The sequence below is a fragment of the Actinoplanes sp. NPDC051494 genome (assembly GCF_044454705.1).
GTDB lineage: Bacteria > Actinomycetota > Actinomycetes > Mycobacteriales > Micromonosporaceae > Actinoplanes.
On the sequence record NZ_JBITDZ010000013.1, the window covers coordinates 149,345 to 173,048 of the forward strand.

21 protein-coding genes are annotated in these 23,704 nt (G+C 72.1%); 12 read left to right on the top strand and 9 right to left on the bottom strand.

Translation table 11 applies throughout. The annotated features are described in order from the left end of the window. Window positions 1-9 precede the first annotated feature (9 nt). From ACIA6A_RS34975 to ACIA6A_RS35010, 8 genes are read left to right on the top strand one after another with little or no spacing between them, the layout of a single operon-like run. Window positions 10-2,781 carry a Na+/H+ antiporter subunit A gene (locus tag ACIA6A_RS34975; RefSeq protein ID WP_396102276.1) on the top strand — a complete coding sequence of 924 codons (2,772 nt, stop codon included), beginning with the start codon at window positions 10-12 and terminating at the stop codon, window positions 2,779-2,781. Continuing rightward, a complete protein-coding gene (locus ACIA6A_RS34980) occupies window positions 2,778-3,185 on the top strand; it encodes a Na(+)/H(+) antiporter subunit C (RefSeq protein WP_396102277.1) in 408 nt (135 codons plus the stop codon). The genes ACIA6A_RS34975 and ACIA6A_RS34980 overlap by 4 nt, the downstream gene beginning before the upstream one ends. Then, window positions 3,182-4,690: a Na+/H+ antiporter subunit D gene (locus ACIA6A_RS34985; protein ID WP_396102278.1), complete on the top strand. Its 1,509-nt coding sequence runs from the start codon at window positions 3,182-3,184 to the stop codon at window positions 4,688-4,690. Before ACIA6A_RS34980 ends, ACIA6A_RS34985 begins: the two co-directional genes overlap by 4 nt. After that, complete coding sequence (locus ACIA6A_RS34990) at window positions 4,687-5,238, top strand: Na+/H+ antiporter subunit E (RefSeq protein ID WP_396102280.1); 552 nt, start codon at window positions 4,687-4,689, stop codon at window positions 5,236-5,238. The genes ACIA6A_RS34985 and ACIA6A_RS34990 overlap by 4 nt, the downstream gene beginning before the upstream one ends. Beyond that, entirely contained in the window at window positions 5,235-5,546 is a 312-nt protein-coding gene (locus ACIA6A_RS34995) for a monovalent cation/H+ antiporter complex subunit F (RefSeq protein ID WP_396102281.1), read from the top strand. Before ACIA6A_RS34990 ends, ACIA6A_RS34995 begins: the two co-directional genes overlap by 4 nt. Further along, window positions 5,543-5,932, top strand: a complete 390-nt coding sequence (gene mnhG / locus ACIA6A_RS35000; protein WP_396102282.1) for a monovalent cation/H(+) antiporter subunit G — start codon at window positions 5,543-5,545, stop codon at window positions 5,930-5,932. The genes ACIA6A_RS34995 and mnhG overlap by 4 nt, the downstream gene beginning before the upstream one ends. Beyond that, window positions 5,929-6,105, top strand: coding sequence for a hypothetical protein (locus tag ACIA6A_RS35005; RefSeq protein WP_396102283.1), 177 nt, complete (start codon window positions 5,929-5,931; stop codon window positions 6,103-6,105). The genes mnhG and ACIA6A_RS35005 overlap by 4 nt, the downstream gene beginning before the upstream one ends. 44 nt (window positions 6,106-6,149) lie before the next feature. Beyond that, the gene (locus ACIA6A_RS35010) at window positions 6,150-6,452 is read left to right on the top strand and encodes a hypothetical protein (RefSeq protein ID WP_396102284.1); all 303 of its coding nucleotides are present in this window, start codon (window positions 6,150-6,152) and stop codon (window positions 6,450-6,452) included. Here ACIA6A_RS35010 and ACIA6A_RS35015 read toward each other — a convergent pair. The 4 genes from ACIA6A_RS35015 to ACIA6A_RS35030 form a co-directional block, all read right to left on the bottom strand. Further along, the gene (locus tag ACIA6A_RS35015; protein WP_396102285.1) at window positions 6,412-7,002 is read right to left on the bottom strand and encodes a DUF4232 domain-containing protein; all 591 of its coding nucleotides are present in this window, start codon (window positions 7,000-7,002) and stop codon (window positions 6,412-6,414) included. The genes ACIA6A_RS35010 and ACIA6A_RS35015 overlap by 41 nt on opposite strands. After that, entirely contained in the window at window positions 6,999-10,811 is a 3,813-nt protein-coding gene (locus ACIA6A_RS35020) for a tetratricopeptide repeat protein (protein WP_396102286.1), read from the bottom strand. The genes ACIA6A_RS35015 and ACIA6A_RS35020 overlap by 4 nt, the downstream gene beginning before the upstream one ends. Then, window positions 10,808-11,206: a hypothetical protein gene (locus ACIA6A_RS35025; protein ID WP_396102287.1), complete on the bottom strand. Its 399-nt coding sequence runs from the start codon at window positions 11,204-11,206 to the stop codon at window positions 10,808-10,810. The genes ACIA6A_RS35020 and ACIA6A_RS35025 overlap by 4 nt, the downstream gene beginning before the upstream one ends. Window positions 11,207-11,287: 81 nt before the next feature. Next, window positions 11,288-11,992 carry an SDR family NAD(P)-dependent oxidoreductase gene (locus ACIA6A_RS35030; protein WP_396102288.1) on the bottom strand — a complete coding sequence of 235 codons (705 nt, stop codon included), beginning with the start codon at window positions 11,990-11,992 and terminating at the stop codon, window positions 11,288-11,290. Between the two features lie 83 nt (window positions 11,993-12,075). On the opposite strand from ACIA6A_RS35030, the gene ACIA6A_RS35035 reads away from it, so the two are divergent. Continuing rightward, a complete protein-coding gene (locus ACIA6A_RS35035; RefSeq protein WP_396102289.1) occupies window positions 12,076-12,672 on the top strand; it encodes a TetR family transcriptional regulator in 597 nt (198 codons plus the stop codon). Between the two features lie 39 nt (window positions 12,673-12,711). Here ACIA6A_RS35035 and ACIA6A_RS35040 read toward each other — a convergent pair whose 3' ends face one another. Beyond that, window positions 12,712-13,134, bottom strand: coding sequence for a MarR family winged helix-turn-helix transcriptional regulator (locus ACIA6A_RS35040; protein WP_396102290.1), 423 nt, complete (start codon window positions 13,132-13,134; stop codon window positions 12,712-12,714). A gap of 84 nt (window positions 13,135-13,218) precedes the next feature. Here ACIA6A_RS35040 and ACIA6A_RS35045 point away from each other — a divergent pair, with 84 nt between their 5' ends. Further along, window positions 13,219-14,040: an SDR family NAD(P)-dependent oxidoreductase gene (locus ACIA6A_RS35045; RefSeq protein ID WP_396102291.1), complete on the top strand. Its 822-nt coding sequence runs from the start codon at window positions 13,219-13,221 to the stop codon at window positions 14,038-14,040. Here ACIA6A_RS35045 and ACIA6A_RS35050 read toward each other — a convergent pair. The 4 genes from ACIA6A_RS35050 to ACIA6A_RS35065 all read right to left on the bottom strand — a co-directional run bounded on the left by ACIA6A_RS35050 (window position 13,985) and on the right by ACIA6A_RS35065 (window position 18,790). Beyond that, window positions 13,985-14,890, bottom strand: coding sequence for a helix-turn-helix transcriptional regulator (locus tag ACIA6A_RS35050; protein WP_396102292.1), 906 nt, complete (start codon window positions 14,888-14,890; stop codon window positions 13,985-13,987). The genes ACIA6A_RS35045 and ACIA6A_RS35050 overlap by 56 nt on opposite strands. 54 nt (window positions 14,891-14,944) lie before the next feature. Further along, entirely contained in the window at window positions 14,945-15,982 is a 1,038-nt protein-coding gene (locus ACIA6A_RS35055) for an alcohol dehydrogenase catalytic domain-containing protein (RefSeq protein ID WP_396102293.1), read from the bottom strand. A 76-nt stretch (window positions 15,983-16,058) separates the two neighbouring features. Beyond that, window positions 16,059-17,774: an IlvD/Edd family dehydratase gene (locus ACIA6A_RS35060; protein ID WP_396102294.1), complete on the bottom strand. Its 1,716-nt coding sequence runs from the start codon at window positions 17,772-17,774 to the stop codon at window positions 16,059-16,061. Continuing rightward, on the bottom strand, window positions 17,771-18,790 hold the full coding sequence (locus ACIA6A_RS35065; protein ID WP_396102295.1) for a LacI family DNA-binding transcriptional regulator: 1,020 nt from the start codon (window positions 18,788-18,790) through the stop codon (window positions 17,771-17,773). The genes ACIA6A_RS35060 and ACIA6A_RS35065 overlap by 4 nt, the downstream gene beginning before the upstream one ends. 164 nt (window positions 18,791-18,954) lie before the next feature. Between ACIA6A_RS35065 and ACIA6A_RS35070 the strand changes: the two genes are divergently transcribed. Next, on the top strand, window positions 18,955-20,349 hold the full coding sequence (locus tag ACIA6A_RS35070) for a family 43 glycosylhydrolase (RefSeq protein ID WP_396102296.1): 1,395 nt from the start codon (window positions 18,955-18,957) through the stop codon (window positions 20,347-20,349). Continuing rightward, a complete protein-coding gene (locus ACIA6A_RS35075; protein WP_396102297.1) occupies window positions 20,346-23,600 on the top strand; it encodes a discoidin domain-containing protein in 3,255 nt (1,084 codons plus the stop codon). Before ACIA6A_RS35070 ends, ACIA6A_RS35075 begins: the two co-directional genes overlap by 4 nt. The last annotated feature ends 104 nt before the right edge of the window (window positions 23,601-23,704 follow it).

Sequence of the window (23,704 nt, forward strand, 5' to 3'; positions counted from 1 at the left end):
CCCACGCTTTTGCTTGTCGTACTGATGACCCATGCCCTGGCCGCGGTGCTCGCACCGGGGCTGGTCCGCGCGTGGGGGCGGCGTGCCCTGTACGCCCTCGCGCTGGTGCCCGCCGCCGGCTGCGCGTGGGCCATCGCCCAGACCCCGCGCGTGCTCGACGGGCGCCCGCCCGCCGAGACGTACCCGTGGGTGCCGCAACTCGGCGCCGAACTGGCCCTGCGGCTGTCCGCGCTGGGCTGGCTGATGGTCGTCATCGTCGGTGGCATCGGCGCGGTCGTGCTGGCCTACAGCGCCCGCTACTTCGCCGAGGGCAGCCGCGGGCTGGGCCGGTTCGCCGCGGTGTTCCTCGCGTTCGCCGGGGCCATGTTCGGCCTCGTGGTCAGCGACGACCTGCTGCTGCTGTACGTGTTCTGGGAGCTCACCACCGTCTTCTCGTACCTGCTGATCGGCAACGACCCGGAGAGCGGCCCGAGCCGCCGCGCCGCCATGCAGGCGCTGCTGGTCACCACACTGGGCGGGCTGGCCATGCTGGTCGGCTTCGTGATGCTCGGCCGGCACGCCGGCACGTACCGCTGGTCGGAGATCGCCGCCATGGAGGCGCCGTCCGCGGGCTATCTGGGTACGGCGGTGGCACTGATCCTGCTCGGCGCGCTGTCCAAGTCGGCCATCTTCCCGTTCAGCTTCTGGCTGCCGGCCGCGATGACCGCGCCGACCCCGGTGTCGGCCTACCTGCACGCCGCGTCGATGGTGAAGGCCGGGATCTTCCTCGTCGCGATGCTCGGCCCGGCGTTCGCGACCGTGCTGCCGTGGCAGCCGGTGCTGGTCGTCGGCGGCCTGATCACGCTGCTGTCCGGCGCGTGGGCGGCGTTGCGCCAGCACGATCTGAAGCTGCTGCTCGCGTACGGCACGGTGAGCCAGCTCGGCCTGCTCGCGGTGGTGCTCGGGTCGGGCACCCGCAACACGGCACTGGCCGGGACGGCGATGCTGCTCGCGCACGCGCTGTTCAAGGCCACGCTGTTCCTCGTCGTCGGCATCATCGACCACACCACCGGCACCCGGGACCTGCGCGAGCTCAGCGGGCTGGGCACCCGGACGCCGGCGGTGGCGGTGATCGGCACGCTGGCCGCCGCGTCGATGGCCGGGCTGCCGCCGCTGGCCGGTTTCGTCGGCAAGGAAGCGATCTTCGCGTCGCTCGACAACCCGTTCGTCCTGGTCGCGGTCGTGGCCGGCTCCGCCCTGACCGTCGCCTACAGCCTGCGCTTCGTCTGGGGCGCGTTCTGGGTTAAACGCGGCGTTGAAGGCACCTCGTTCAAGCGACCGGGTTGGGCTTTCGTCGTTCCCGCCGCTCTGTTGGCGGTGGCCGGATTCACCGCGCCGTTGTTCGACCCCGTCCTCAGCTCCTACGCCGACGGCTATCCGGCCGTGGAACACCCGTACCACCTCGCGTTGTGGCACGGGTTCGGCCTGCCGTTGCTGCTGTCCGCGGTGGCGGTCGGCGGCGGGGTGCTGCTGTTCTGGCTGCTCCCCCGCGCGCCGAAGGAGAGAAAAGCGCGCCGGTCCGCGTACTCGGCGGTCATGACCGGTGTCGACCGGCTCGCGGTGGAGGTCACCGGTGCGACCCAGCGGGGTTCATTGCCGTTCTACGTCGGGGTGATCCTCGCGGTGCTGGTGGCCATCGGCGGCACCGTGCTGGTGGCCGGCGCGCCATGGCCCGCCGGGATCCGGTGGTGGGACGAGCCCACCCAGCTCGTACCCGGGATCGCGATCGTCGTGGCCGCGCTGTGCGCCGCCCGGGCCCGCCGCCGGATGACCGCGATGATCCTGGTCGGCGTCTCCGGCTATGGCATCGCGGTGCTGTTCATCCTGCACGGCGCCCCCGACCTGGCACTGACCCAGTTCCTCGTCGAGACCGTCACCATCGTCATGTTCGTGCTGGTCCTGCGCCGGCTGCCCGAGCATTTCTCCGCACGCCCGCTGGCCGCCAGCCGGCGCATCCGCAACGTGCTCGCCGTCGCGGTCGGGGGCGTCACCGCGGCGATGGCGTACGCGGCGGTCAGCGGGCGGCAGGCGATCCCGATCTCCACGGAGTTCGCGGACCTCGCGGTCTCCTACGGCGGCGGGCACAACATCGTCAACGTCGCCCTGGTCGACATCCGCGCCTGGGACACGATGGGCGAGATCTCCGTGCTGGTGGTCGCCGCGACCGGCGTGGCCAGCCTGATCTTCCGCCGCTCCGGCAACCTGCGCCGGCGCAGCGCCGAACAGGGCAACGGCCGGACCACCATGACGGGTACGGACGGCTGGCTCGCCGCGGCCGGCAACCCCGAGGCCCGCCGGCAGTCGATCATCCTGCAGGTGGTGGCCCGGATGATGTTCCACACCATCGTGCTGTTCTCGATCTACCTGCTGTTCTCCGGGCACAACGCGATCGGTGGCGGATTCGCCGGCGGCCTGGTCGCCGGGCTCGCCCTGACCGTGCGCTACCTCGCGGGCGGCCGCCTCGAACTGAACGCCGCCGCGCCGGTCGACGCCGGCCTGGTGCTCGGCACCGGCCTGCTCGTCTCGGTCGGCAGCGGCGCCGTCTCGATGATGTTCGGCGGCCAGATCCTGCAGAGCGCCCTGCTCGACTTCCATCTGCCCCTGCTGGGGCACGTCCACTTCGCCACGTCGACGTTCTTCGACATCGGCGTCTACCTGATCGTGGTGGCCCTGGTGCTGGAGATCCTCCGCAGTCTCGGCGCGGAGCTGGACCGTCAGTACGAGAGCGAGGTGTCCTCATGACCCCGAACCTGCTGTACGTGATCGTCGTGGGTGTGCTGTTCGCGACCGGGATCTCGATGCTGCTCGAACGCAGCCTCACCCGGATCGTGATGGGCGTGATCCTGCTCGGCAACGGCGCCAACCTGCTGATCCTGCTCGGCGGCACGGCCGGTGGCGCCCCGATCGTGGGCACCACCGACGAGGCCGCGATGAGCGACCCGCTGCCGCAGATCATGATCCTCACCGCCATCGTCATCACGCTGGGCATGACCGCGTTCCTGCTCGCCCTCGCCTACCGCAGCTGGGCCCTGTCCGGCCACGACGAGGTGCAGGACGACGTCGAGGACCGCCGGATCATGCAGCTCGCCGAGCTGGACGAGGGTCCCGGCACCGCCGACCACGACGACACCGGGACCGTACGATGACCTTCCTCGTCCCCCTGCCCGTGGTGATGCCGCTGCTCGGCGCCGCCCTCACGCTGATGATGGCCGGCAAGCCCCGGGCCCAGCGCACCGTCAGCCTCAGCGTGCTGACCAGCACACTGCTCGTCTCGATCGCGCTGCTCATCCTGTCCACCACGGACGGCCCGCTGGTCGTGGCCGTCGGCGGGTGGCTGGCGCCGGTGGGCATCGCGCTCGTCGCCGACCAGCTCGCCGCGCTCATGCTGGTGGTGTCCTCCGCGGTCACGCTGTGCGTCCTCGTGTACTCCATCGGCCAGGGCATGGCCGACGGCGACGAGGAGACACCGCTGTCCATCTACCACCCGACGTACCTCATCCTCACCGCCGGTGTCACCAACGCGTTCCTGTCCGGCGACCTGTTCAACCTGTACGTCGGCTTCGAGATCCTGCTGGTCGCGAGCTACGTCCTGCTCACGCTCGGCGGCACGGAGAACAGGATCCGCGCCGGTACGACGTACGTGGTGGTCAGCCTGGTCTCGTCGTTGATCTTCCTGACCGCGCTGGGGCTGGTCTATGCCGCCACCGGCACGCTCAACCTGGCCCAGCTCGCCGAACGGCTCGACGCGCTGCCCGACGACCTGCGCCTGATCCTGCAGGGCATGCTGCTGCTCGCGTTCGGCATCAAGGCGGCCGTCTTCCCGCTCTCGGCCTGGCTGCCGGACAGCTATCCCACCGCACCGGCGCCGGTCACGGCCGTCTTCGCCGGCCTGCTGACCAAGGTCGGCGTGTACGCGATCATCCGCACCGAGACGCTGCTGTTCCCCGGTGGCCGGGCGGCCGCGCTGTTGCTGGTCGTCGCCCTGCTCACGATGGTGGTCGGCATCCTCGGCGCGGTGGCGCAGTCCGACATCAAGCGGTTGCTGTCGTTCACCCTGATCAGCCACATCGGCTATCTGCTGTTCGGCGTCGGGCTCGCCACCCGGCTGGGCCTGTCCAGCGCGATCTTCTACGTCGTGCACCACATCACGATCCAGACCACGCTGTTCCTGGCCGCCGGGCTGATCGAACGCCGCGGGGGCAGCACCGGCCTGGACAAACTCGGTGGCCTGGCCCGGCTGTCCCCGGTGCTCGCCGGGCTGTTCCTCATCCCCGCGCTGAACCTCGCCGGGATCCCGCCGTTCTCCGGCTTCATCGGCAAGGTCGGCCTGCTGCAGGCCGGCGCCGGCGACGGCGGCGTGCTGGCCTGGGCACTGGTCGGGGGCGGGGTGCTGACCAGCCTGCTCACGCTGTACGCGATCGCCCGGGTGTGGAACCTGGCGTTCTGGCGCGCCCCCGACCCGGCCATGCCCGACCGGTCCGGTGCCCTGCTGCCCAAGCTGATGGTGGCGCCGACGCTGGCGCTCGTCGTCCTGGGCATGGGCCTCACGCTGGTGGCCGGCCCGCTGTTCGAGATCAGCGACCAGGCCGCCGGCTTCCTCATGGAACGCAGCGGCTACGTCGACGCCGTCCTCGGCGAGGAGACCCCATGATCCGCAAACTGATCGCCGCGACCGGGCTGACCGTCATCTGGGTCCTGCTCTGGGGCCGGCCGACCGCCGTCAACATCGTCGGCGGGCTGCTCGTCTCCGGCGCGATCCTGACCGTCTTCCCGCTGCCCCCGGTCACCCTCGCCGGGCGGGTCAACCTGCCCGGGCTGCTGCGCCTGGCCGGGCGCTTCCTGATCGACCTCGTCGTGGCCAGCGTCCAGATCGCACTGCTGGCGTTCCGCTTCGGCCACGTGCCGCGCAGCGCGGTCATCGCCGTACGGCTGCGGGCGCCGTCCGACCTCGGCATCACCCTGACCGCGCAGGCGCTGTCACTGGTGCCGGGCAGCCTCATCGTCGAGGTCGACCGGGCCGAGGGCGTCCTGTACGTCCACGTCCTCGGCCTGCACGACCCGGCCGAGGCGGCCGGTTTCCGGCAGAGCGTGCTCGACCTCGAAGCCCGCATCGTGCACGCCTTCGGCTCCACCGCCGACCGCGACCTGCTCGCCGCGTCCACCACCCGCCGTCCGATCCCCGAGGAGGTCTCCCCATGACCGTCGTCGCTGTCGTCGTCACCGTCCTGCTCGCGGCCGGTACGGCCCTGACCATGATCAGGATCCTGCGTGGACCGTCCGTCCTGGACCGCATCGTCGCCACGGACGTCCTGCTCGCCATCGTCGTCGTGGCCGTCGCCTGCGTCGCGGCGTTCAGCCGGGACGCGACCGCCCTGCCGATCCTCGCGGTCCTGTCCATCCTCGGCTTCACCGGCTCGGTCAGCGTGGCCCGCTTCGCCACCCGCCAGGCCGGCGCCGCCGATTCCGCTCCCGAGGCCGGCCACTCCCTTGAGGAAGGCTCCCGGTGAACGCCGCGCTCGACGTCGCCGCGGCGGTCTGCCTGCTCGCCGGGGCCCTGCTGAGCCTCGCGGCCGGGGTCGCCCTCGTCCGCTTCCCGGACCTGCTGTCGCGCATGCACGCGGCGACGAAACCCCAGGTCCTCGGCCTGCTACTGGTCCTGCTCGGCTGCGGCCTGCGCCTGCGCGACACCGTCGACATCACCACCCTGCTGCTGGTCGCGGTCTTCCAGCTGGGCACCGCCCCGGTGGCGGCGCACATGGTCGGCCGGGCCGGCTACCGGGCCCGCCAGGTCCGCCACGACCTCCTGCTCCTCGACGAACTCGCCGACCAGCCCGGGCCGGCCGCCGAACGGGGTCGCGAAGCAGCGGTCCGATCAGCACAATGGCCGCAGTGAGTATTGATCAGAACGACGGTCGCGGCGGTTACCTCTGGGCGCAGGACCGGGAACAGACATCGCCGGAGGAACTCCGCGGAACGCGCCGCCGGAAGATCGCCCTCGTGGCGGGCGGGGTGCTGGTGGTCGCCGCGATCATCGGCGGCATCGTCCACGCGAGTCGGACTACCTGAACCGGTACAAGTTCACCAGGGGCTACGAACGCAGCTGGCTCCAGGTGGACGGGTCGCAGATCACCGTCCGGTTGATCAGGTTCGAGGGCGACGAGAACGCCGCTCACTACATGAGGGACAACCTCGACCTCAACAAAATGTGGGACAAGGCCCTGCGTGACGACGAGGTGCCGGGGATCCCCGGGGCCCGGTCCCTCGTCGGCGGGACGCCCGTCGAAGGGTCGAACACCACCACGAGTGCGGCGCCCGCCGGCGACGTGACGGTGTTCGTGCTCCTCGACAGCGCCGAGCCGCAGAGCGCCGACGTCACCGAGAAGATCCTGGCTGAGCAGTACGCCCGGATGTGACGCGCCAGGCGCTGACGCCGAGTCTGCCGGTGCTGCCGAGATCGAGGCCGCCGTCCGGGGTGAGCAGCTGGGCGGGCCCACCCGCGGCCGGTGCCACCTCGATGGTGGCGACGGTGACCGGCGGCTCGCGGATGTCGTCGTAGGTGTTACGCCAGGCGAGCGTCGCCACGGCCTGCTCCCCCGGCCGCAGGGTGAAACGCCGGGGCGCGCCGTCGATGGTGTCGAGCGCCCCGGTGATCTCGCTGACGCCGTCCAGGATCGTGATGTCCAGGGTGGACCGGTGCTCGTCCAGCGTTCGCACGGACGGGCGACCGTTCACCTCGTACGGCCGATGGCCGCAGGTGATCAGGGTGAGGCCCAGCACCCGCAGGCCCATCGCCGCGTCGGCATCGCCGAGTTCCATCCGGAGTCCCGCCGGACCGCAGGTGACCGGCGGCGACACCGAGGCCGTCGGCGGGGTGGCGATCGGGCGCCCGCCCCGGTCCTCGGCCCGGGCGCAGCCGGCGACGAGGACGACGAGCAGTAGCAACGCGGCCGGCAGCCTGGTCACGGACGGCCACCGAGGTAGGTGACGACCTGGGACGCCTCGGCCACCTGGGGGCCGAACACGGCCGGATACGCGGTGGCGAGGAGGCGGAAGACGCGCAGGGACTCCTGGGCGGCCGCTCTCGACTCGGGCAGGCGGGTGCGGCTCTCGGCTCCCGTCAGCGCGTACAGGAAAAGGGAGTTGGCCAGCGACGGCGCGTGGGCCTCCGGGTTCTGGGCGGTCAGGCCGTGCCGGACCCGGATCGCCTCGGACACCGCCGCGAACGCTTCCGGCCAGCGGGCCAGCTTGTTCAACGCACCGGCCAGGTTGTGCAGCGTCACGCCGTACTGTGGCAGGTGCGCCGCCGGGTTCTCCGCGACGAGTCCCCGCATGATGGTGGCCGCCTCCTGGGCGATCAGCAGGGCGGTCCGGTGCTCTCCCAGGCCGGAGCGCGCCCGGCCGGCGTTGGTCAGTGCCATCGCGAGGTGGTGCAGCTGGCCGGGTTCCTCATCGGCCAGCTGCCGGTACACCGTGACGGCCTCGTCGGCCAGGGCGCGAGCCCGGCGGACGTCGGTGTCGTGGACCTGGCTGGCGAGGTTGTTCACGGACATCGCGAACTGCCCCCGGTATTCCCGCGGGTCGTCCGCGGCGAGGACCCGGAAGCGGTCCACCGCCTCGCCGGAATACCGCAGACCTTCCGGTGCCCGGCCGTGTCCGGCGAGGATCCGGCCCAGCGTGCCGCACAGCATCGCGTAATCACCGGGGTCCGGCTCGGGTGTCACCGCGTAGATGTCGCGGGCCTCCTCCGCCGCAGCGAGGGCCTCGTCGCGCTGTCCCTCGTTCCACAACCATCCGCTCAGGTTGTTCAGTGCGACGGCGAGCTGGGACCGGTACGACCCGGGGTTGGCAAGGGCCAGCTCACGGGTCACCGCGACGCATTCCCGGGCCCGGTCGATCGCCTCCGGGCGGCGGCCCTGGTCGAACAGCAGCATGCTGACCAGGTTCAACGACCGGGCCAGTGGGGCCGCCTGCCCGCCGGGGTTGTGCACGGCCGCCTGCCGGAACGCGTCGAGCGCGTCGCCGACCTTGACCAGCGCCTCCTCGGGGCGGCCCGTCTCCGACAGCAGGTAGCCGACGTTGTACAGCGACATGCCCAGGTTCGCCCGGTGGGCGGTCACCGCCTCGGCCGGCGGGCGGGGCACGCCGGGTCCGGCCTCGATCGCAACGGCCGGGCCGGACGCCTCCAGCTCGAGGACCGCCCGGTGGTACGCGGCCGTGTCGTGCTCGGTCAGCCACTGCCGCAGCTCCAGCGCCCGGGTGGCGAGGTCCAGGGCCGCCGCCTGGTCGCCGAGCCGGGCCAGCACCGAGCCCATGTTGTTCAGAGCCAGCGCGTACAGGGGGCCGTACGCGGCGGTGTTCGTGTCGGCGAGCTCGCTCATGAGGTCCATGGCCTCACCGGACGGGGCCCGGGCCTCCTCGAGGCGGCCGAGCGCGGCGAGCAGCGCGCTCACGCTGATCAGCGATGACGCGAGGCCCGGCCGGTGCGCGACCGGGTCCGCCCGGGCCAGCTCCCGCCGCAGCGCGACCGCCTCGACGGCCTGCGCCAGCCCTTCCTCGTCGCGGCCCAGGTCGGCGAGGACGGCGCTGACGTTGTGCAGCGCCCGGGTGTAGGGCGGCAGGTAGGTGCGGGGGTTGCCCTCGGCCAGGTCCCGGTAGCGGTCGCGGCCCTCCTCGGCCGCCGCGAGGGCCGCCGGGTGGTCGCCGAGCAGGTGCAGCAGCCGGGCCAGGTTCGTCAGTGCCAGGGCGAGATCGGGCAGGTGGGCCGCCGGGTCCGCGGCCGCCAGGTCGCGGCTGAGCCGGACGCCGTCCTGCGCCGGCCCGCGCCCGTCCACGGGGCGGCCCACCTCGGCCAGCACCTTCCCCAGGTTCGTCAGCGCCCGGGCCAGATCGGGGCGGTGCCGGTCACCGGTGAGACCGTGGAAGATCACGACGGCCTCGCCGGTCGGCGCGACCGCCTCCTGCGGCCGGCCCAGGTCCGACAGGACGGTCCCGAGCATGCTCAGGCTGCCCGCGAGGAACGGCTGGAACACCTCCGGTGCGACCCCGGCCAGTTGCCGCCCCAGGCGGACCGCGGCCTCGGCGGGGGCGAGCGCCTCCTCGTGCCGGCCGCCCCGCGACCGGTAGAACGACAGCCCGGACAGAGCGCTCGCCAGGTGCGGCACCTGATCGAGGTCACCGGCCTCGACGGCCCGGTACAGGGTCCGACCGGCCTCGTCGGCCACCGCAGCGCTCTCGGCGAACCGGCCGGCGTTGGCGAGCCGCGCGGCGTGCACGACCAGCACGCGGGCCAGGTCGACCGGGTCGGCGACGGTCTCCCGGCGCCGGGCGGTGAGCGTGGTGCTCAGCGCCGCGGCGCCGACGTCGAGGTCGACGTGCGGACCGGGCGGCAGCAGTGCCTCGACCGCCTCGAGCACGTCCGTGCCGACCTCCGGGACCGCGGTCAGGGTGGCAACCGCCGCGCTGCCCGCGTCCAGCACCTGGTGCGGCCGGGCGAGGACCCGCGGGAACAGGTGCCGGGGCCCGAGAACCGGCCACCGCACCGCCGCTGCGATGAGGAACGTCATCGCCCGTACGGTGTCCTCGGCCGACAGCACGCGCTCCAGCAGGGCCGGATGCTCGGCGGTGCCCTCGCCGGTGAGGCAGAGCGCCAGGTAGTCCTCGGCGAGCCGGTCGGGATACAGCGGCTCCAGCACGGTCGCGCGGTCCGGGACGGCCGGTGGGTAGCACTTCGTGTGGTCGCGCAGCACCTGCTCCGGATCGGGTGCCCGCACCGCGGCGACCCCGGCGTCCCAGTCCCGCGGGCCGGTGAGGGCGGCGGTGAAGACCACGCCGCCCAGCACGCCCGGCGAGGTCAGGAAGTCGAGACCGTCCCGGCGGCCCCGCTCGTACAGTTGCGCCCAGTGGCCCCGCTCGCGGTCGATCAGATAGCGGGTCAGTTCCGCCGGGTCGTCCGGGACGGCCCGGCCGTTCACCCGGGCGTCGACCGCGACCAGGGCCGCCACGTGCAGGGTCAGGATCAACGCAAAATCCGGGTGCCCGAGCGCCGCCGGCGGCTCGATCCCGGCCGGGTCGGTGACGCCGTACACCGCGGCGAAACTGTCCCGGGCCGCCACGAACATGCGCTCCCGCTCGGCCCGTCCGTCACCCAGCGGGGGCAACTCGCGTACGGACGTGTCGATCGCCTTCGCCGGGTCGCCGAGCGACGAGCGCAGGGCATGCCAGCCCCAGTCCGTACGGGCGACGAGCAGCACCCGGGTGGGCACCCCGGGCCGGTACAGCAACACGTTGCTGAACATCCAGGTCAGCGTCGTCTGCGGCCAGCGGTCGGCGTAGTCCACGAGCAGCAGTACGCCGCTGCTGCCCGTGGCGTCCAGGTTCTGGCTGCCGGGCTGGTCCAGGACCGGGCCCGCGCCCTGGTCGGCGACCAGGACCTTCCAGCCCGCGGCGGCGGCCTGCGCGGCGATACGCGCGGCGAGCCGGGACTTGCCCTGCCCGCCGGGTGCGTGCATCCAGCGGACCCGGAAGCGGGTGCCCGTCGTGAGCCACGTGTGCAGCTCCTCGAGCTCGTCGGTCCGGCCGGTGAACGTGACCACCTCCGTGGCGGCGTTCAGCATCCGGCTGGGCATTGCCCGCAGGCCGGCCGGGTCGGCGGCCGCCGGGCCGGTGTATCCGCGCAGCACGTAGAGCGGCGCTCCTCCGGGCACGGTGTGCAGATCGCCACCGACCACGCCGTACGCGAATCCGCCGGTCGCGCTGACGTGCTGTTCCGTCATCGCGGCGGGGGCGGCGCCTGGTGGTTGACGATGCTGCCGAACATCACGCCCTGCGCGGTGGCGTTCGGCGCCGAGGCGGTGATGTGCTGGACGTTCGGCCCGGTGATCCGCTCCCCCAGCGCCCGGATCCCCTCGGCCGCGTCCGGCGTCCCGGCCGCCAGCTCCGTGAGTCGCTCCTGCCAGGCCCGGCTCACCTTCGCCCGGGCCGCCGCCTCGCCCTGCGTCCCGACCGCCTCGGCGATGATCCCGGCATCGGCGTCGAGCTGCTGCTGCGGGTCGCGGCCGAACCGGCCGAACAACGCCACCACGCCTTTGCGGGCGTCGGCCCACGCGCTGGTGCCGGCCGCGGCGGCCAGCGCGAGCGCCGCGGACTCGATCACCGTCTGGAGTTCCATGCCCGTCACGAGAGACCTCCCGAGCCTCGGTGTCCTCGGTCGAGCATGACACCGACCGGCCACCGGGCGCAGCCCCGCGGGTCACCAGGGTGCGACGGTGCCGTCCCAGGAGAAGAAACCGGCGGTCGGCCCGTCCGGCGCGAGCTGCGCGAGCCGTACGGCTGCGGCGGCCGCCTCACCGGGGACTCCGCCGAGCTCGGCGGCGCGGGCGTTCAGGTTCGTGGCGCGCAGGCCGGGCGCCAGCGCATTGACCTTGAAACCCTCGGCGGCGAGCATCTGACCGTAATGGACGGTGAGCGCGTTCAACGCCGTCTTCGAGGAACGGTATGCCGCGGCGGCACCCCCGGTCCGATGGTCGAACTGCGGGTTGGGGCCGGTGCTCCAGCCCAGCGAGCCCGTGCCGCTGGAGATGTTGACGATCCGGGGCCGGGCCGACCGGCGCAGGGTGGGCAGGAACGCGTTGGTGACCGCGACGACGCCGAACACGTTCGTCTCGTAGACCCGGCGCAGGGTGTCCGTGTCCAGGTCGGCGGGCTGCTCACCGCGGTCGCCGATCCCCGCGTTGTTGACGAGCACGTCCAGCTCGGCGACCCGCTCGACGGCCGCGGCGATGGACCGCTCGTCGGTCACGTCGAGCACGAGCGGCCGGGCCCCGGTCTCGGCGGCCGCGGCCCGGCCGCGCTCCGGGTCGCGGGCCGCGGCCCAGACGGTGTGGCCCGCGGTGACGAGCTGCCGGGTGATCTCCTTGCCGATACCGCTGTTCGCGCCGGTGACAAGTACGTGCATGGTGCCTCCTTCGTCATCTCCAACGGTAGCGTTGGAGATAGCGGAACCGCAACGCTCGCGTTGGAATCGCCTATCGTGGGCCGATGGCCTGGGACACCGAGGGAACACGGCGCCGCCTCAAGGAGGCCGCCACGGCCGAGTTCGCCGAGCGCGGCCTCGACGGGACGACGATGACGCGCATCGCCACCCGCGCGGGCATCAACAAGGAGCGCCTCTACAGCTACTACGGCGACAAGAACGCGCTCTGGGAGGTGGTGCTCTCCGACGAGCTCGACCGGCTCGCCTCGGCGGTGGCCGTCACCGGCACCGGCCTCGACGACATCGGCGACTTCGCCGGGGCGACCTACGACTACCACGCGGCCCACCCCGAGCTGGGCCGGCTGCTGCAGTGGGAGGGCCTGACCCGAGGCCCGGCGGCCCGGGCGGCCCAGCGCTCGGCGCGCTACCGCGACAAGGTCGAACGCTTCGCCCGGGCCCAGCGCGACGGCCTGCTCGACGGCGGCCTCGACCCGGCCCACCTGGTCTTCGCCCTGATCGCGCTGGCGGCCTGGTGGCAGACCGTCCCGCAGCTCGCCGAAATGATCACCGGGGCCGGCGGAGACGACCTCGCCGAACGGGCCCGGCGCCGGGCCTTCGTCGTCGAGGCCGCCCGCCGCCTGGCCGCGCCGGCACGACGATGACGGCCGCGCCATCCCGGGCGTGCGGCACCCGGATCGCCGTCATCGGCGGGCGCCCAGAGCCTTTGCCAGCAGCGCTTCCAGCAACTTGAGATCCGCATCGGACAGTGCCGCGAACGGGGTCTGCTCGAGCATCGCGTGGAGCACCTCGGCGCGCACCCTGCGACCGCGTTCGGTCAGGATCAGCACCCGGGTCCGCCGGTCGGACGGATCCGCGCCGCGCTCCACCAGGCCGCGGTCGATGAGCTGGTTGGTGATGAACGTGAGGTTCGGGGCGTTGCAGTAGAGCCGCTCGGTCATCGTCTTCATCGACGGCGGCGCCTCGGCCGGGTCGATCGCCCACAGCGCCTGGGCGGTCGCGGGCGTCAAGCGGTGCCCGGCCAGCACGGGGGCGATCCGGTCGCCGGCCAGCATTGAGATCTCGTGATGGGCGGCGACCACCGCGGTGAGCCGTGACGCTGTCATGCCATCAGCCTACAAACCTTTCGAGTCTCGAAGTTTATGCTAGCCTCCAATAACTTCGAGACTCGAAAGAAAAGAGCGTTCCGCATGTACGGATACCGCGGCACCACCGTCCTCGTCACCGGCGCTTCGAAGGGACTCGGTACGGCGTACGCGCGCGAACTCGCCCACCGGGGAGCCCGCCTCGTCCTCGTCGCCCGGTCCACCGAGGCTCTCGAAGCCCTCGCCACCGAGCTGCGCGACCGGCACCGGACCGAGGTCGAGGTGATCGCCGCCGACCTGGGCAGCCGCCAGGGACCCGAGCACGTCACCACCCGGCTGCGCGAGCGCGGGATCACCGTCGACGTGCTGCTCAACAACGCGGGCATGGGCACCGCCGGCTCGTTCCTCACCCGGCCGCTGGCCGCACAGCAGGCGTCGGTCGACCTGAACGTGAGCGGTCTCATGGCGCTCACCCATCTCCTGGGCGCGGACATGGTGGCCCGCGGAGCCGGCGGCGTCATCAACGTCGCGTCGACCGCCGCGTTCCAGCCGCTGGCCTATCAGGCGAGTTACGCCGCGACGAAGGCGTTCGTGCTCTCCTTCAGCGAGGCCCTCGCCGAGGAGTTGCGCGGCACCGGGGTCCGGGTCATGGCGGCACACCCGGGCGCGACCGCCACCGGTTTCTTCGACGGCACCACGGCGACGATGGACCCGCGGTTCACCGACACCCCGCGCAGCGTCGCCGCCCGGACGCTCGACGACTTCGCCCGGGGCCGCGCGGCCTCGTACCCGGGTCGTCCCCTCAACCGGGTGACCACGTGGATCGGCCGTCTCGTGCCGCGCACCTGGGCGGCCCGGGCCGGCGCCGCGGTCAACCGCCGGGTCGGCCTGCACGACGTGCACGATGTCGCCGGGGCCGGGCACTGAGAACGTCTGCCGTCCAGCTGGCCAGGAACGCCAGTTTCTCCTGGGCCCGGGAGCCGGGCTCCGCGGTGTAGACGGTCAGCAGGTGGCCCGCGTCGGCCGGGCCGGGCAGCTCCAGCGACGCGTAGGCCAGCTCGATCGGGCCGGCGTCCGGGTGCTGGAACGTCTTGGCTCCCCGGTTGTGCAGCAGGATGTCGTGGGTGGCCCACCGGGTGCGGAACTCCGGGCTCACGGTGGAGAGCTCACCGACGAGGTCGCGCAGGTCCCGGTCGCAGGGGTGGCGGCCGGCCTCGGTGCGCAGCAGGGCGACCACGATGCCGGCCGCGGTGTCCCAGTCGGCGTAGAAGTCGCGGGCCCCGGGGTCGAGGAAGTGGTAGCGGGCCAGGTTGGGGTTGCCGGCGGTGAACGCGGGCGAGTACAACGCCCGGCCGAGCGCGTTGCTCGCCACCACGTCCCAGCGCCCGTTCGTGACGATCGCGGCGGACATCGTCATCGCGTCGAGCATCCACTGGACCTCGCGGGGCAGCTCCGTCGCGCGCCGGCGGGCCGGGGCGCACCCGGCCGGGCGCGCGGCCCGGGCCAGGTCGAACAGGTACGTCCGTTCCTCGTCGTCGAGCCGCAGCGTGCGGGCGACGGCGTACAGCACGTCCTCGGAGACGCCGGCGATGTGGCCCTTCTCCAGCCGGGTGTACCACTCGGTGCTGACCCCGGCCAGGACCGCGACCTCCTCGCGGCGCAGCCCGGGCACCCGGCGCCGGCCGCCGGGCGGGAGCCCGACCTGGGCCGGGCTCAGCCGGGCCCGGCGGCTGGCCAGGAAATCACGCACATCCGCCCGGTTGTCACTGTTGCTCACGACGCCACGGTACGCCGCCGGATCCCGGCCGAGGGGGTCGAGTTTCTACCCCTGTTACGAGGTCACGAGCACCTTGAGGCTGGTCCGGGCGGCCATGTCCCGGTAACCGCCGGGCACCCCGTCCAGGTCTGTGACGGCGTCGAACACCTTCCCCGGTTGCAGCGTGCCGTCCAGGACCCCGGGCAGGAGCTCGCCGATGTAGGCGCGGGTGGGTGCCGCCCCGCCGGTGAGCGTGATGTTGCGGAAGAACAGGCTGCCGAGGCCGACCGGGGCGTCCTCGTACTGCGGGACGCCGACCCGGCTGATCGTGCCGCCGCCCCGGACCACGCCGACGGCCTGGTCGTACGCGTCCCGGGTGCCGACCGCCTCGATGACCACCGGGGCGCCGTGCCCACCGGTGAGGGCGCGCACCTGCTCGATGCCGTCCGGGCCGCGGGCGGCGACCACGTCGGTGACGCCGAACTCCCGGCCGAGATCGGTACGCGCCCGGTGCCGGCCCATGAGCACGATCCGCTCCGCGCCGAGCCGCTTGGCCGCCAGCGCCGCCAGCAGCCCGACCGCCCCGTCCCCGATCACCGCGACGGTGCTGCCGGGCGTGACACCGCCGGCCACCGCGGCGTGGTGACCGGTGCCGAACACGTCGGAGAGCGTGAGCAGTGACGGCAGCAGTGACGGGTCAGCCCCGCCCGGGACCTTGACCAGCGTCCCATCGGCGAACGGCACCCGCACCGCCTCGGCCTGGCCGCCCTCGCCGGGCAGGAGGTCCCACATCCCGACGTGCACGCAGCAGGAGTACCGGCCCTCCCGGCAGAACTCGCAGGTGCCGTCCGAGATCAGCCACGGGGCGATGACCAGGTCGCCCTTGCGCACCGAGGTGACCTCGGACCCGGTCTCCTCGACGATCCCGACGAACTCGTGGCCCATCCGCGCCGGGGTGCCGCCGGGCGCCATGGACGCGTACGGCCACAGGTCCGACCCGCAGATGCAGGAGGCGCTGACCCGGACCAGGGCGTCGGTCGGCAGTTCGAGGGCGGAGTCGGGGACGTTCTCGACGCGGACGTCGCCGGCGCCGTACATGAGGGTTGCTCGCATGCCCCTATGCAAGCGGTCCGGGAGCGGATCCGGCAGGCCGAGCTTGTAGGGGTGGAACGTGTACCCCCGCAGCGGTTCAGTGGGATTCGCGGGCCACCCGGTCGCCGCTGGAGCCGAGCAGGAAGTCCAGGTCGGCGCCGGTGTCCGCGCCGAGGACGGTGTCGACGTAGAGCTTGGTCCAGCCCCGGGCCGGGCGGGCGAACGCGTCGGTCAGCACCGCCGACGGGGCCCGGGCCGCCAGCTCGTCGTCGGGGACGTCGACCGAGATCGTGCGGGCCGGGACGTCCAGGACGATGATGTCGCCGGTGCGGATCCGGTCGAGCGGACCGCCCGCGGCGGCTTCCGGGGCGACGTGCAGGACCACCGTTCCGTACGCCGTGCCACTCATCCGGCCGTCGCAGACGCGCACCATGTCGCGTACCCCCTGCTGGAGCAGTTTGGCCGGGAGCGGCATGTTCGCGACCTCGGGCATGCCCGGGTAGCCGCGGGGGCCGCAGCCGCGCAGGACCAGGACGGAGTCGGCGTCCACGTCGAGGTCCGGGTCGTCGAGGCGGGCGTGCAGGTCCTCGACCGAGTCGAACACGACCGCCCGGCCGCGGTGCCGCAGCAGGTGCGGGCTGGCCGCGGCCGGTTTGATGATCGCGCCGGCCGGGGCCAGGTTGCCGCGCAGCACGGCGATACCCGCGTCCGGCAGCAGCGGGCCGGTCCGCGGGCGGATCACGTCGGTGTCGAGGATCGGGCTGTCCGCGAGGTGCCCGAGCAGCGGTGTGCCGGTCACTGTCGGCGCGGTGGGGTCGAGCAGGTCCGCGACCTCGCGCAGCACCGCGTGCAGGCCACCGGCCCGGTACAGGTCCTCCATGAGGTACTTCCCGGCCGGCTGCAGGTTGACCAGCAGTGGCACGCCGGCCCCGATCCGGTCGAAGTCGTCCAGCGTGAGCGGCACGCCGAGCCGGCCGGCGATCGCCAGCAGGTGCACGACGGCGTTGGTGGAGCCGCCGAGGGCCGCCAGGGTGACGATCGCGTTGTGGAACGACGCCGCGGTGAGCACCGTGCTGGGCCGGCGGCCGGCGGCGACCATCTCCACGGCGAGCCGGCCGGTGGCGTGCGAGCGGGCCAGCAGACGGCTGTCCGCGGCCGGGATCCCGGCCGTACCCGGCAGGGTCATGCCGAGCGCCTCGGCCAGCAGGCCCATCGTGGACGCGGTGCCCATCGTGTTGCAGTGGCCCCGGCTGCGGATCATCGAGGACTCGGAGTCGAGGAACGCGGCCTCGCCGAGGGTGCCCGCCCGAACCTCCTCGCTGAGCCGCCACACGTCGGTGCCGCAGCCCAGCGGGGTGCCCCGGAACGTGCCGGTGAGCATCGGGCCGCCGGGCAGCACCACCGCGGGCAGGTCCACCGAGGCGGCGGCCATCAGCAGCGCCGGGATGGTCTTGTCGCAGCCGCCGAGCAGCACGACGCCGTCGATCGGGTTGGCGCGCAGCATCTCCTCGATCGCCATCGCGGCCATGTTGCGCCAGAGCATCGCGGTCGGCCGGACCTGCGTCTCGCCCAGCGACACCACGGGCAGGTTGAGCGGCACCCCGCCGGCCTCCCACACGCCGCGTTTGACGTGCTCGGCGACCTCGTCCAGGTGGCTGTTGCAGGGCGTGAGGTCGGAGGCGGTGTTCGCGATCGCGATCTGGGGCCGGCCGGCGAACGCCGAGTCGGGCAGGCCCCGGCGCATCCAGGCGCGGTGGATGTAGGCGTTGCGGTCCTGTCCTGCGTACCACTCGTCACTGCGCAGCACGGTCATCCAGTGATTATTGTCGATTCCCGGACGATCAGGCGGCACGGCTGCCGGAAAAGTCCGCTCGACGGCCGGCCGTCGAGGGCCGCGGACAGGTGGGCGACCGCGGCGGCGCCGAGCTGTTCGAGGTTGAGGTCGATGGTGGTCAGCGGCGGCCGGCAGTCGGCGGCGAGCTCCAGCCAGTTGTCGTAACCGACGACGGCGACGTCGCCGGGCACGGAGCGACCCAGGTCGCGCAGGCTCTGGGCCACCCCGGCGGCGATCTGGTCGTTGCCGCAGAAGATCGCGTCGAGACCCGGGTCGGCGGCGACCAGCAGGTGCGCGGCGTGCCGGCCCCAGCGCTGCGACCACTCGCCGTACAGCGGCTCGCCGCCGGACAGGGCGAGGCCGTGCTCGGCCAGCACCGCGCGCAGCCCGGTGACCCGGTCACGGGCCGCGCGGTAGCCGTGCGGGCCGGTGACGTGCGCGATGCGGCGCCGGCCGAGCGCGATCAGGTGCTCGGCCGCCAGCCGTGCCCCACCCGCGTCGTCGGCGACCAGCGACACGTCGGCCGGGTCGTCGGACTCGGCGTACACGTAGACGACCGGGACCGGGATGTCGCGGGTCAGCGACGGGCGCACGTCGTTGCGGTCGCCGACCACGATGAACCCGTCGACCTGCTGGGCGAGCAGCGTGTTCACGTAGTGCCGGCGCCGGATCGCGTCGCCGCGGGCGTCGCAGAGCAGCACCGACATCCGCTCGTTGCCCAGCGCGTTCTCGGCGCCGAGCAGGACCGGGATGGAGAAGCGCCCGCCGAGCTCGTCGGTGAGCAGCCCGATGGTCCGGGTGCGGCCGGAGATCAGGCCGCGGGCGAGCGCGTTCGGCCGGAACGACAGCTCACTGGCGGCGAGCAGGACGCGCTGGCGGGTCGCCTCGGCCACCTGGGCGCGGGCATTGATGGCCTTCGACGCGGTGGCGACCGAGACCCCGGCCAGCCTGGCCACGTCGGCGAGGGTGACCGCCTGCGATCTGCGACGCCCCATCGAAAACCTTTCGTTGCCGGATTTCCGGGATAACGGACGGTATCAGCAGCGGAGCAGTGTCCACATGACTCATTTCCGTAACCTGACGAACATCTTGCCGAAAACGTTTTCGTACGGAACGCTGGCGATCGAGTGACCCTCGTCACTGCACAATGGAGGTACGGATGTCAGGAAGAAAGGTGCTGGCCGCCGCGGCCGTGGTGACGACCGCGATCGCCGCGCTCGCCACCCCGGCCCACGCCGCCAACCCGATCATCACCGCCATCTACACCGCCGACCCGGCTCCCCTGGTCGTCGGCAACACCATGTACATCTACGCCGGGCGGGACGAGGCCCCCACCGGCAGCAGCAACTTCCTGATGCGCGAGTGGCACGTCCTGTCTTCCACCGACGCGGCGACCTGGACCGACAACGGCGCCAAGGCGACCATCGCGACGTTCGGCTGGGCGGGGGCGGACGCGTGGGCCGGTGAGGTCGAGCCCCGCAACGGCCGCTACTACTGGTACACCTCGGTCAACGGCAACGGGCCCGGCTGGATGAACATCGGCGTCGCGGTCGGCGACAGCCCGCTCGGGCCGTTCACCGACGCCAAGGGCGGGCCGCTGATCAGCGACAGCACCGCGAACTCCGCGGGGCTCAACATCGACCCGACCGTGTTCGTCGACGACGACGGCCAGGCCTACCTGTACTGGGGCGGTTACTGGTCACCGCGCGCGGTGAAGCTCGCCGCCAACATGATCGACACCGTCGGCGCGGTCGTCACCCCGCAGGGCCTCACGAACTACTGGGAGGCCCCCTGGATGTTCAAGCGCAGCGGCCTCTACTACCTGATGTACGCCGCGAACGACACGAACGGCTGCGTCACCGATTCCGCCTACGCCTGCCAGCGCTACGCGACCGCGACGAACCCGCTCGGGCCGTGGACCCAGCGCGGCATCGTCCTCGGCCAGGTGTCGTCGACCACGAACCACGCGGGCATCGTCGACTTCAACGGCCAGTCGTACCTCGTCTACCACACCGCGGACGCCCCCGGCGGCGGCACCTTCCGGCGCTCGGTCGCCGTGGACAAGCTGTTCTTCAACGCCGACGGGACGATCCAGCGGGTCACCCCGACGACCGGCGGTGGCGACGGCAACCTCGCGACGTCCGCGACGGCCTCCACCTCGTACGTCTCCTCGTGGGAATCCCTCGCCGCGATCAACAACGGGGGCGTCCCGGCGAACTCGGCCGACCGCTCGAACCTCGCCTACGGCAACTGGCCGCAGCAGGGCACCCAGTGGGTCGAGTACACGTGGCCCACGGCTCGGTCGATCAGCCGGACCGCCACCTACTGGTTCGACGACGACCAGGGCATCGACCTGCCCGCCTCGTGTCAGGTGCAGTACTGGAACGGCAGCGCCTATGTGCCCGTACCGAATCAGTCGTCCTGCGGGGTGGCCGGCAACACCGAGAACGTGACGACGTTCGGCCCGGTCAGCACCACCCGGCTGCGACTGTCCATCACGTCGCGGACCGGGCTCTCCACCGGCGTGCTCGAGTGGAAGGCGTACCAGGCATGAGAAAGGTCCTGGCGTTCACCCTGGCCGCCGTCCTCGTGAACCTGACGGTGCCGGCCGCCGCGCACGCCGCCCAGCCCATCGGTTATCCCACGTTCACCGGTGGCACCATCGCGGCACCGCCGGTCGGCTACTCCACCGGCGACACCATGCAGGCCATCTACGACGCGGAGAGTTCCGGCACCGACTTCTGGATGGACCGGCTGCTCTCGCGTACGGGCAACGACCCGGCCGGCACCCTGCTCATGACCCGCGGCCGGGGCGCGTTCATGTACACCCACAACCCCGCGGTCATCGGCTTCGGCGGCAACGCGGCCTACTGGGACAACCTCAGCAGCGAGAACGCGTACGCGGTGACCGCCTCCCCCGGCACGTTCACCGAACAGCCGGCGCAGCGCGTGCAGTCGCCCAGCAACTGGCGCAGCGTGCACACCAGCGGCGCGATCCGGCTCGAGGTCACCAAGTTCATCACCCACAACAACGTGCTCGTCACGAACCTCGCGGTCGTCAACACCGGCACGGCGGCGGCCACCGTGCAGTTGCGGGCGGTGTCGCCGTACGCCGCGACCGGCAGTGGCACCGAGCTCACCGGAACCCGGGCCGTCAAGAACAACCTCACCACGATCTATCCGCGCTTCTCCGGTGACGGTTTCGCCGCCGCCGGTGGAGCGTTGACCCGGTCGGTCACGGTCGCGGCGGGCGCCTCGGTGACGACGAAGGTGCAGCTCGGTTTCGTGACGACGGAGATCCCGCAGTCGCTGACCGAGTACACCGCCTACCGGGGGTACGCCCCGGCCGCCGCGTTCGCCACCCACGTGCGGGAGTACAACCGGTGGTGGGCGCAGAACGTGCCGTACATCGACGTGCCCGACGCGGCGATCAAGAAGAACATCTACTACCGCTGGTGGCTGATGCGCTTCAACTATCTCGACGTCGACATCCCCGGGCAGGACTTCCAGTTCCCGCAGTCGGTCGAGGGTGCCACCGGGTACAACAACGCGATCGCGCTGACCCAGCCGATGCACATCGACGACCTGAAATACCTGCGCAACCCGGAATACTCGTACGGGCCGTATCTCGCGGTCGGGCAGTCCTCCGGCGGCGGCCGCTTCATGGACAACCCCGGCGACCCGGAGAACTGGTCCAACTCGTACACGCAGTACATCGCCGAGGCGGCCTGGCGCGCCTATCAGATCCACGGTGGGCAGCCGGCGATGCTGCAGAACTTCGCCCGCTACGCCGAGGGTGACGCCAAGGGACAGCTCGCCACCTACGATTCCAACAACAACGGCGTCATCGAGTACGACTGGGGCGCGCTGACCGGCAACGACGCCGACGCGGTGTCGTTCGACTGGCGGGCCGGCAAACTCGACCGGGCGGAGACGGCCTACGTGTGGTCCGGCACCAACGCCGCCCGCGACGCGTACACCCTGCTCGGCAACACGGCCAAGGCCACCGAGATGCAGACACTCGCCGACCGCATCCGCACCGGGGTCGTGAACACGCTGTGGAACCCGGACCGGCAACTGCTCGAACACAAGCACGTCGCCACGAACACCCATGTGCCGTGGAAGGAGATCAACAACTACTACCCGTACGCCGTGGGCCTGATGCCGGACACCGCGGAGTACCGGCAGGCCCTGCGCCTGTTCGCCGACCCGGCCGAATACCCGATCTTCCCGTTCTACACGGCGAACCAGCGTGACAAGGCCGCCGCCGCGGCGGCCGGGTTCCCGGGCAGCAACAACTTCTCCACCATCAACTCGACCGTGCAGTTCCGGCTGTACTCGTCGGTGCTGCGCAACTACCCCAACCAGTGGATGAACGCCGAGGACTACAAGAAGCTGCTCTACTGGAACACCTGGGCGCAGTACGTCGGCGGCGACACCCGCTGGCCCGACGCCAACGAGTTCTGGGCCGACTACAACGGCACCGGCATCGAATACCGCTCCTGGATCCACCACAACATCCTCGGCAGCAGCAACTGGACCGTCATCGAGGACGTCGCCGGGCTCCGGCCGCGCACCGACGCGCAGATCGAGCTCTCCCCCATCGACATCGGCTGGCCCAGCTTCGCGGTCAACAACCTGCGATACCGCAACACGAACCTCTCCGTCGTCTGGGACGACCCGGCCGACGGCGTCACGAAGTACGCCGGGGTGCCGCAGGGATACTCCATCTACCTCAACGGCACCCGGGTGGCCACCGTGGACCGGTTGGCCCGCTTCGTCTACAACCCGGCGACCGGCGCGGTCACGTTCCCGTCCGGCACCGGCACGGCCACGTACACCGCGGCGTTCACCGGCCTGCAGGCCCCGCAGAACGTCACCCAGACCAGCGACCGGATGGTCGACATCTTCGCCAAGGCCGGCGTCGACCTGACCTCCACCACCCCGAACCTCGCCCAGGGCGCCACGACGACCGCGTCCTACACCGCCGCGGGCACCACCACGGCCGCCGCGGTCGACGGCCTGCCCACCAACGCACCGATCTGGGGCAGCTACGGCACCCCGAACACCACCGACTGGTACGAGGTGAACCTCGGCCCGGTCCAGACCGTCGACGAGGCCCGCGTCCACTTCCGCAACGACCGGGCCACCAACCGGTACCGGCCGCCCACGGCGTACACCGTGCAGTACTGGAACGGCACCGCGTGGGTGGCGGCGGCGAGCCAGGTCAAGACGCCGGGGACGCCACAGTCCAACTACAACAAGGTGTCGTTCAGCCCGGTCAGCACGACCCGGCTACGGATCCAGTTCACCCAGCCCACCGGCGCGGCCAAGACCGGGCTGACGGAACTCAAGCTGTACCGCCGCGGCACCACGACGGTCACCAACCTCGCGGCCGGTGCCACGCCGACGGCTTCGTACACGTCGGCCTGGGAAAGTGTCGCCGCGCTCAACGACGGCATCGACCCACCGTCGTCCAACGACACGGTCAACCCGCGCTGGGGGACCTGGCCCGAGCAGGGCACCCAGTGGGCGGACCTCACCTGGCCCACGGCCCAGACGCTGACCTCGGCCCAGGTCTACTTCTTCGACGACAACGGCGGCGTCCGCGTCCCGGCATCGTGGACCCTGCAGTACTGGAACGGCAACGCCTACGTGGACGTACCGTCGCCCAGTGGCTACCCGGTCGCCGCCAACCAGTTCAACGCGGTGACGTTCGGCCCGGTGAGCACCACCCGGTTGCGGGTGGCGCTGACCAGCGGAGCCGGCTCGGTCGGGCTGCTGGAGGTGAAGGCCTTCAGCTGACGTCCGGCGCGAAACCGTCGCCGACCTCCTCGACGTGTCGTACGCCGGCGGCAGGCCGGGGAGGCGGAGCAGCAGCCGGGCCGCGAACCGCCCGTCACCCGGCC

Coding starts and splice junctions, on each gene's coding strand:
- ACIA6A_RS34980 (WP_396102277.1), top strand. CDS start 2,778: ATGACCCCGAACCTGCTGTACGTGATCGTCGTGGGTGTGCTGTTCGCG.
- ACIA6A_RS34985 (WP_396102278.1), top strand. CDS start 3,182: ATGACCTTCCTCGTCCCCCTGCCCGTGGTGATGCCGCTGCTCGGCGCC.
- ACIA6A_RS34990 (WP_396102280.1), top strand. CDS start 4,687: ATGATCCGCAAACTGATCGCCGCGACCGGGCTGACCGTCATCTGGGTC.
- ACIA6A_RS34995 (WP_396102281.1), top strand. CDS start 5,235: ATGACCGTCGTCGCTGTCGTCGTCACCGTCCTGCTCGCGGCCGGTACG.
- ACIA6A_RS35020 (WP_396102286.1), bottom strand. CDS start 10,811: ATGACGGAACAGCACGTCAGCGCGACCGGCGGATTCGCGTACGGCGTG.
- ACIA6A_RS35025 (WP_396102287.1), bottom strand. CDS start 11,206: ATGGAACTCCAGACGGTGATCGAGTCCGCGGCGCTCGCGCTGGCCGCC.
- ACIA6A_RS35030 (WP_396102288.1), bottom strand. CDS start 11,992: ATGCACGTACTTGTCACCGGCGCGAACAGCGGTATCGGCAAGGAGATC.
- ACIA6A_RS35035 (WP_396102289.1), top strand. CDS start 12,076: ATGGCCTGGGACACCGAGGGAACACGGCGCCGCCTCAAGGAGGCCGCC.
- ACIA6A_RS35040 (WP_396102290.1), bottom strand. CDS start 13,134: ATGACAGCGTCACGGCTCACCGCGGTGGTCGCCGCCCATCACGAGATC.
- ACIA6A_RS35045 (WP_396102291.1), top strand. CDS start 13,219: ATGTACGGATACCGCGGCACCACCGTCCTCGTCACCGGCGCTTCGAAG.
- ACIA6A_RS35055 (WP_396102293.1), bottom strand. CDS start 15,982: ATGCGAGCAACCCTCATGTACGGCGCCGGCGACGTCCGCGTCGAGAAC.
- ACIA6A_RS35060 (WP_396102294.1), bottom strand. CDS start 17,774: ATGACCGTGCTGCGCAGTGACGAGTGGTACGCAGGACAGGACCGCAAC.
- ACIA6A_RS35065 (WP_396102295.1), bottom strand. CDS start 18,790: ATGGGGCGTCGCAGATCGCAGGCGGTCACCCTCGCCGACGTGGCCAGG.
- ACIA6A_RS35070 (WP_396102296.1), top strand. CDS start 18,955: ATGTCAGGAAGAAAGGTGCTGGCCGCCGCGGCCGTGGTGACGACCGCG.
- ACIA6A_RS35075 (WP_396102297.1), top strand. CDS start 20,346: ATGAGAAAGGTCCTGGCGTTCACCCTGGCCGCCGTCCTCGTGAACCTG.